At 44.1% G+C, this 6,163-nt stretch carries 4 protein-coding genes; all 4 read right to left on the reverse strand.

Going from position 1 to position 6,163, the window contains the following annotated elements:
- Positions 1–217: 217 nt before the first annotated feature.
- The 4 genes from BCT81_RS22060 to BCT81_RS22075 all read right to left on the reverse strand — a co-directional run bounded on the left by BCT81_RS22060 (position 218) and on the right by BCT81_RS22075 (position 6,158).
- Positions 218–400 carry a hypothetical protein gene (locus BCT81_RS22060; RefSeq protein WP_102425844.1) on the reverse strand — a complete coding sequence of 61 codons (183 nt, stop codon included), beginning with the start codon at positions 398–400 and terminating at the stop codon, positions 218–220.
- 196 nt (positions 401–596) lie between these two features.
- The gene (locus BCT81_RS22065; RefSeq protein WP_102425845.1) at positions 597–2,216 is read right to left on the reverse strand and encodes a M91 family zinc metallopeptidase; all 1,620 of its coding nucleotides are present in this window, start codon (positions 2,214–2,216) and stop codon (positions 597–599) included.
- Between the two features lie 4 nt (positions 2,217–2,220).
- Positions 2,221–4,500, reverse strand: coding sequence for a hypothetical protein (locus BCT81_RS22070; protein ID WP_102425846.1), 2,280 nt, complete (start codon positions 4,498–4,500; stop codon positions 2,221–2,223).
- Positions 4,501–4,685: 185 nt separating this feature from the next.
- On the reverse strand, positions 4,686–6,158 hold the full coding sequence (locus BCT81_RS22075; RefSeq protein ID WP_102425847.1) for an aerolysin family beta-barrel pore-forming toxin: 1,473 nt from the start codon (positions 6,156–6,158) through the stop codon (positions 4,686–4,688).
- Positions 6,159–6,163: the final 5 nt, after the last annotated feature.

The raw sequence follows: 6,163 nt of genomic DNA on the forward strand, positions 1-6,163 counted from the left end.
TGATGAAGATGACCCGTACAAAGACTTCGTCATCCCAGATGATCTTATGTGGTAATGGTTAGCTAATTACTTCTAGATTTGCTGTATGTTTATGGCGCTGAAAGACAAAAAAAGCCCTGATGATATTAACATCAGGGCTTTTTAATTTTGGAGAACATCAACGTAAGCCGAAACGATTTGCTAGCGAGACAAACTCCGTTTTTCAACTCTATTAGAGCTAGTCAGCGACGCCCTCTGCGATATCGAACGCTGAATCTTGTGGGTAGTCTTTGAGCTGATGATATTCAATATGAGATTGCTCATACCCGTCAAAATAGCAGTCACCGATTTCGTTACGTGGACAAATGTGTACATCATCTCGTGATATGAGCTCTGTTGAGCAACATGGACAGTATTTCATAGCTCCTCCTGTTAGGGATCTCTGTCTTTAGCCGGCTTCATTAACTCAAACTTTTGTGTCGTTGTGATTGCATTTTTAAGTCACGCAACGAGTTTATTTGTCATAAACCGGCCCTTTGCTATTGCGGTTAATCACTAACAAAGGGCCGGTTGTATACGACGTTTTACTGATGGCAAACTGTCTTTTTGAGCCTCATTTATTGGATGCTACATATATTGAAGCGAGAGCGGCTGCCACCTCCAAGCATTCTTACATTGTCTTTCCTTCTTAGCGATTTCCAGGCTGTGCTCTCTTCTGCGCTGAGGTTTGATGGTTGGTAATCCAAGTTAGCGTATCGCGATACCACTACTTGTTTTTGCATGTTTTCTGAAAGGTTGTCGATAATATTGGTTGTCACTTTGCCGTCAGAGTAGGCCATCACTAACACTTCGTCATTGTCTTCCAGTGCCGAGGTTAGGGCTGTTTGGTTGCCTTCGTTATATTGAACGTCTCGGTAACCTTGTGTCTCCCCTGTTTTTTGACCGGAAATCGCTCGGTATAGCAGGTTCTTTTTCCTTTTTTTAAGCGAGCTCAGTGGCGTTTCGTTCGCGTCACTGTATAGGTTGACCACTTTGATGTCGTTCTGTGCTGCGTATTTCAAAATGGAACTCTGGTTACTAAGGCCTCTTCGTGTGAGCGCTGGCGAGTTTTGTAGGCTTTGGGAAAGGCGCTGTTCGGTTGCATCAACGATAACAATCGCAGGGTTATTCCCTTCACTTAATGATTGTTGGAGCGCTTGTTTAACTTCTATATGAGCTTGCTTTCCTTCTAAGGTATCCCATTTAGGTGCGTGCTGAGGTGTTGCAGATGGTCTAGTTTCAAGGGGGTAGGGTTGATAGTCGTAATGCTCTTTTGGCCAATAAGTATTGCGCTTCTCTTTTCCTAGATCATCAGCTAAATGAAACTCGCTCACCACTTTTTCATTTTTTAAATACGCCTTAGCCTTTTCTTGTCCGAGTGCTTTCCAATGGAAATACATCTCTTCGCGAAGGTTGATCATTGATTGTCTCGCACTACTGATTTCCGTTACAGGATCTCGCCCATTTTCAGCATTGTTGAAGTGTGTAATTCCTGTCGTTTGGTACTCATAATTCGGAATGACATATTCTGTGATTTGGTTGGTGTCGGGATGTCGATGAGACAGAGGCGTACTGCCTTGTGGAACAGCGCCAGAAGAAAAATCTCGAGCGTGGATGAGCTCATGTCCTAAAGCGACGGTTTGATCAAATGGTGTGTTCTTTCCTGGAATGTTAACCATCTCTGTGGTGGAGAAGAGAATCGTATTCGATACACCTTTGCCATTGAATTGTCGTTGCCATGCCAGTGAAGCCTTTTGCTGGTCTTCGAACAACGAAGGTACTGTCTCGAATAGTCGGCCTGGGCCTTCAGGTTCCCTGATCACCGTGACAACAGTAGCCTTTGATTGATCGACTCCGATCGTATGTTCTATTAGCGGTTCCACAGCATCATCGGGTGCATTTACTGGTTCGTAGGTAGCGATTTGTCGCAAAATCTCACGCCCTGTTGGCGATAGTTGCAGGTTGCGAATCAACACGCTCATGTCTGCAAGGTAGGCGTCACTCTTGGTTTGCACGTATAGATTTCTGGACATGCGATAAAGGTTTCCATAAGCCCCGGAATTGTATCCTTCGATGACTCTTACGCCGTCTGGATCATCATAAAAGAGTCCAAATTCAGATCCTTTTCCAGCAAATGTATGGCTTGAATTGATGAGCAGCATCAAGGTCAAAAGGGTTAGTGTAATTTTATGTTTCATAGACTTATTCCTCTAATGCCAATTGAATTTCAATCCAATCTTCTAGCTCTCTAAGCAGCATATGGTTGATGTGTGGAAGCATGGTAAAGTCATCCTCTTTAACGATGGCTCCTAATTGTGTTACTGCCGTTTGAATATCTCCTTGGCTTAACGCGCTCTTGATATCAACTAGGTCCGACCAAAGCTGGTGGGTAGAGATTTCCCCAATTTGAAACGCAATGTTGTCTTGATGGTCTTGTGATAGGTAGCTCAGATGAAGAGGTGATAGCGTGCTGTTGAACAGTTGATGTTTACTGTTGGTTGATATATTTGATTCTGACTGTTGATGCTGTGCGATTTGAAGATAGAGAGAAAGATCGCCCAATAAATACTGAAGTTGGTTGGCACTTGTCGCTTTCATCGCCTTTTCCGTTATGCTGTCAATGGCGTTTTGAAAGTTTTGCTCAAAGTGAGAGTCAGGTTGCGACATCACGTTATCGAGTATGTCTGCCATTTGAGGGGCATAAAACCTAAGGTTTGCTGCAGAGTATACGCTCGGGTAGGGTACTGAGTAATTGAGAGAGCGTATGTAAGAAAGGGTAATAGCGATCTTGAATTGAGGCTGAATAAAGTGTTTAAAAATTTCATATTGTTTGATTTGATCTAATACCCCACCACTTGGTCGTTCTGTTAGCAGCAGCTCGTACCAACGGCTAATCTGATACCAACTGTTGCGATTATTGGGGTCTGAGCTGTCAACTCCTTTGCTCTCTAAGTAATCATTGAAAGACGTTTGGTAGGGGAGAGCTTCTATGTTTGCTAACTTGGACAGGAGATCTTCAAATAGTTTGTTCGACGACTGGCCAGATATATAGGCGTTAGCAGTACTGATTAATTGAGTTTTAAATAAGCCAACTGGCCAACCAGCAATAACTCTCGATGCAACATGCTCTTCGACATTAAGTTCAACCTTTTTTAGCAACACTTCTGATAACTCTGGGTCCTTTATAGGGTGGTAAGTATCGTATAATGCACCAGAATCTTTACATGCATCGACAGAGGCTTGAATGCCTCCGGGTACAATGGCAGGAACTCCCCAACACTCTCTGGCTGGGCGTATCAGTAAGGTAGCCGTTTTAAGTTGCTCTTCACTGAGATAATCAAGCCCCCAAACTTCGTTTGCATACTCTCTCAATCCACTTTGCCTGACTTGAAATTCCAATGTACTTCGGTTGATTTTGCTGTGTGTTATGATCGATGCGACGTGAGGTTTTGCCCTTTCTATTAGCCTTTTAACTATGTTCATTCTGTGCGTGGATAGTCGGCGTAAAGCGATTTCAACGAGCTCTCTTTTCTTGCTATGTAATTTTAAAGCGAGCGCGTGGTAGTCATCTTTGCTTAGGTTATTAACTAAATTGTCAATGCGTGAGGGCCCTTCAGTGCGAATACAGCGTTCTAGTTCTGTTAAAGAAGAGTGAACGTTGTGGCATAGCGGCTGGTGCAGATTTGATTCAGGCGATACATGCGCGATAGATTTCAACATTTCTAAATCAATGCGTGCCATTTGTTTAGAAAGTTGCCTATCGTATGCAGCGGTCAGTCGGCGATATTCTGTGTCAGCTTCAAGAAGTAAGTGGTCGACATACATTTCGGCACTCTGTAATACGTGATTGTCGTATGTGTTAAGTAGAGCAATTGCGTCCTTTTTTTTGTGATGGAAGCGATAAAAATCTGGCGAGTGGTCACTAAACACGTAATGTGATTGGTTTTCAAACTCTTCAATTTTTTCTTTCGCTGCGAAGTACTTAATATCATTCGACAATAGGTTTAACTCATCACCAACGAGAGGAACGATGGAAAAAACAGAAGCGGCTTCATCAAGACGAGTAGAGGATTCCTGAGAGAATGTACTTACCATGTTGTCTAGCCAAAAGCCCACGGCGACCGCATCTCCAACTGGCCCTAAAACTTCGAGCGTAGAAGAGCCCGCTTTACCGAGGCGGTTGAATAGACTTTGTTCGCTTAGTGTACTTTCAAAAGTTTGCGGGACGCTCGCCAGTGCTTGCTCTGTTTGTGGCCAAGCTGCCGAGAAAGAGTTTGTATGAGCATCGTGCTCAAGTTCGCCTAGTGCAATGCCAAACTGTGGCTCTGAATAAACTTCGTTTCGAGCCCAGGACGTAATACGATTCTGGTTAATCGCATCTAATGATTGAGTATCTTGGACGTCGTCACTAAGACAAAATGCGACGGATAAGGGGCTATAGACAATGGCTGCGAACCGCCATAAATGGATTTTCTTGGTCATATTTAGATAGTGCCTTTCTTTGGTGGTTGGGAGGAAAAGCACTTCTCAAACAGTGTTCACTGACGACAGAGGGAACCTGCCCAGAACAGTTGTTGAATAAGTGCTTTAGTTTACTTTTGGATACGGAGGTAACACTAAGCTCACCACCGGAGTGATGAGCTTAGTGTTTGAGTACAGGCGTGTTTTTAGTGTTGTATTGGAGTAATCATTAGCTGAGCATCGTGATAACCGAGTCGATTTAGTGCTTCAGGATCGAAATCGGTCTCAACAGTTATATCGCCCGCATAGTAGGTTTTGTGGTTGGTTAATATGTTCACGGCATCAAATGAATCGACAGAGTGCTCAGCACCGATATCGATCATCCCAGAGTATTGTGACTCGGCATTAAACTGACCAGAAACATAAGAGTAGAAAGGGCGAACACTCGCGCCAGCGGCATATTGCATGCTGCTCAGGCCATATTCGTTGATTGCCCAACTCCAGTCCCACCATTTCATCTCACCGGGAATATAACGGTGGTCCCATTGGTAGCGGATATTCGCTTGCTCTTCGCTGTTGGTGCCCATGGTAAATGTGTGAGAGAGCGTAGGGCGGTTAGTTGGGTGTGAAACTAACGCATTACCACTGTAACGAAGAAAGCCTGTGAAGTTTACGTCGTAACTCATATTAGCTTTGATGCGATAAGGGTAAGAGATGGTAGAGCGTAAGAACTCAACTCTAAATGGTAATACTGATCGAGCTGGTACCGTTAAGATGGCTTGAAGGTCACTCGCCTTAGAGCGCTGCCCACTATTGGTATCAGCGAAATGCTGGCCTTTTTCTAACACCACTCGAACATCGGTTTTTCCAGCTTGAGGCCAGTTAAAGTCTTCGTTCATCAAGACAACATCTGCAATGTCAAAACGATTGGTCTTATTCCACTGCGTTGATTGTAAGAAATGAAGATCGACGATGATCTGTTTAGGCTGCTCGGTCTTATTGATGGCGTAAGCTGAGAGGGTGTTAATTAGCTCTTGGTCTGTTTCTTCAACGGTACCGTATGAGAAGCCTTTCGTATCGAGCGTGTAAGCGAAGTTATCGACGGTGATTGTCGTTTTCTCATTACAACGGTCACCTGTACAACTGCCATTACTATTTCCCTTGATCTCCCAGCCATCGTTAAGCTGATTTATCGCCATGTCTTGACCAACATAGAGTCCGTCATCGCCACCTACCCATGCATAACCAAGGTTGTGTGCGAGATATGCTAATGGCCTGATGAAGTACGCATTGTCATTGACCAAGCTTCTCTGAACCCCAAGGTTACTGCTTTCTTGGATTGCTTGCGCTGGGTAGTATGGTAACCCCGCTTCTGGTTTATTGGGGTAACACCAGGTTTTGTCACTTAACTCTCCATGCTTAATAAGCCCGTGGTAACCAGAGCCCATGATCACCCAATCATCTTTAAGACCAAAGATATCCCAAACGTTCATACGAGAAACAAGCGCAGCTTTGTGTTCCTGCGCTTCAGTATGAGTCAGTGGGCGATAGTCGGAGCGACAAACATCCTCACCGAGGTTATCCAACACGACTTGGTCTGAATAGATTTTGGCATTAACAGAATAAGACGTTAATGATGTGGCAGCGATAAAGAGCGCAGTTTTACTGACGTTGAACATTAATG

This window comes from Vibrio sp. 10N.261.52.A1 (assembly GCF_002876325.1).
Classification (GTDB): domain Bacteria; phylum Pseudomonadota; class Gammaproteobacteria; order Enterobacterales; family Vibrionaceae; genus Vibrio; species Vibrio chagasii.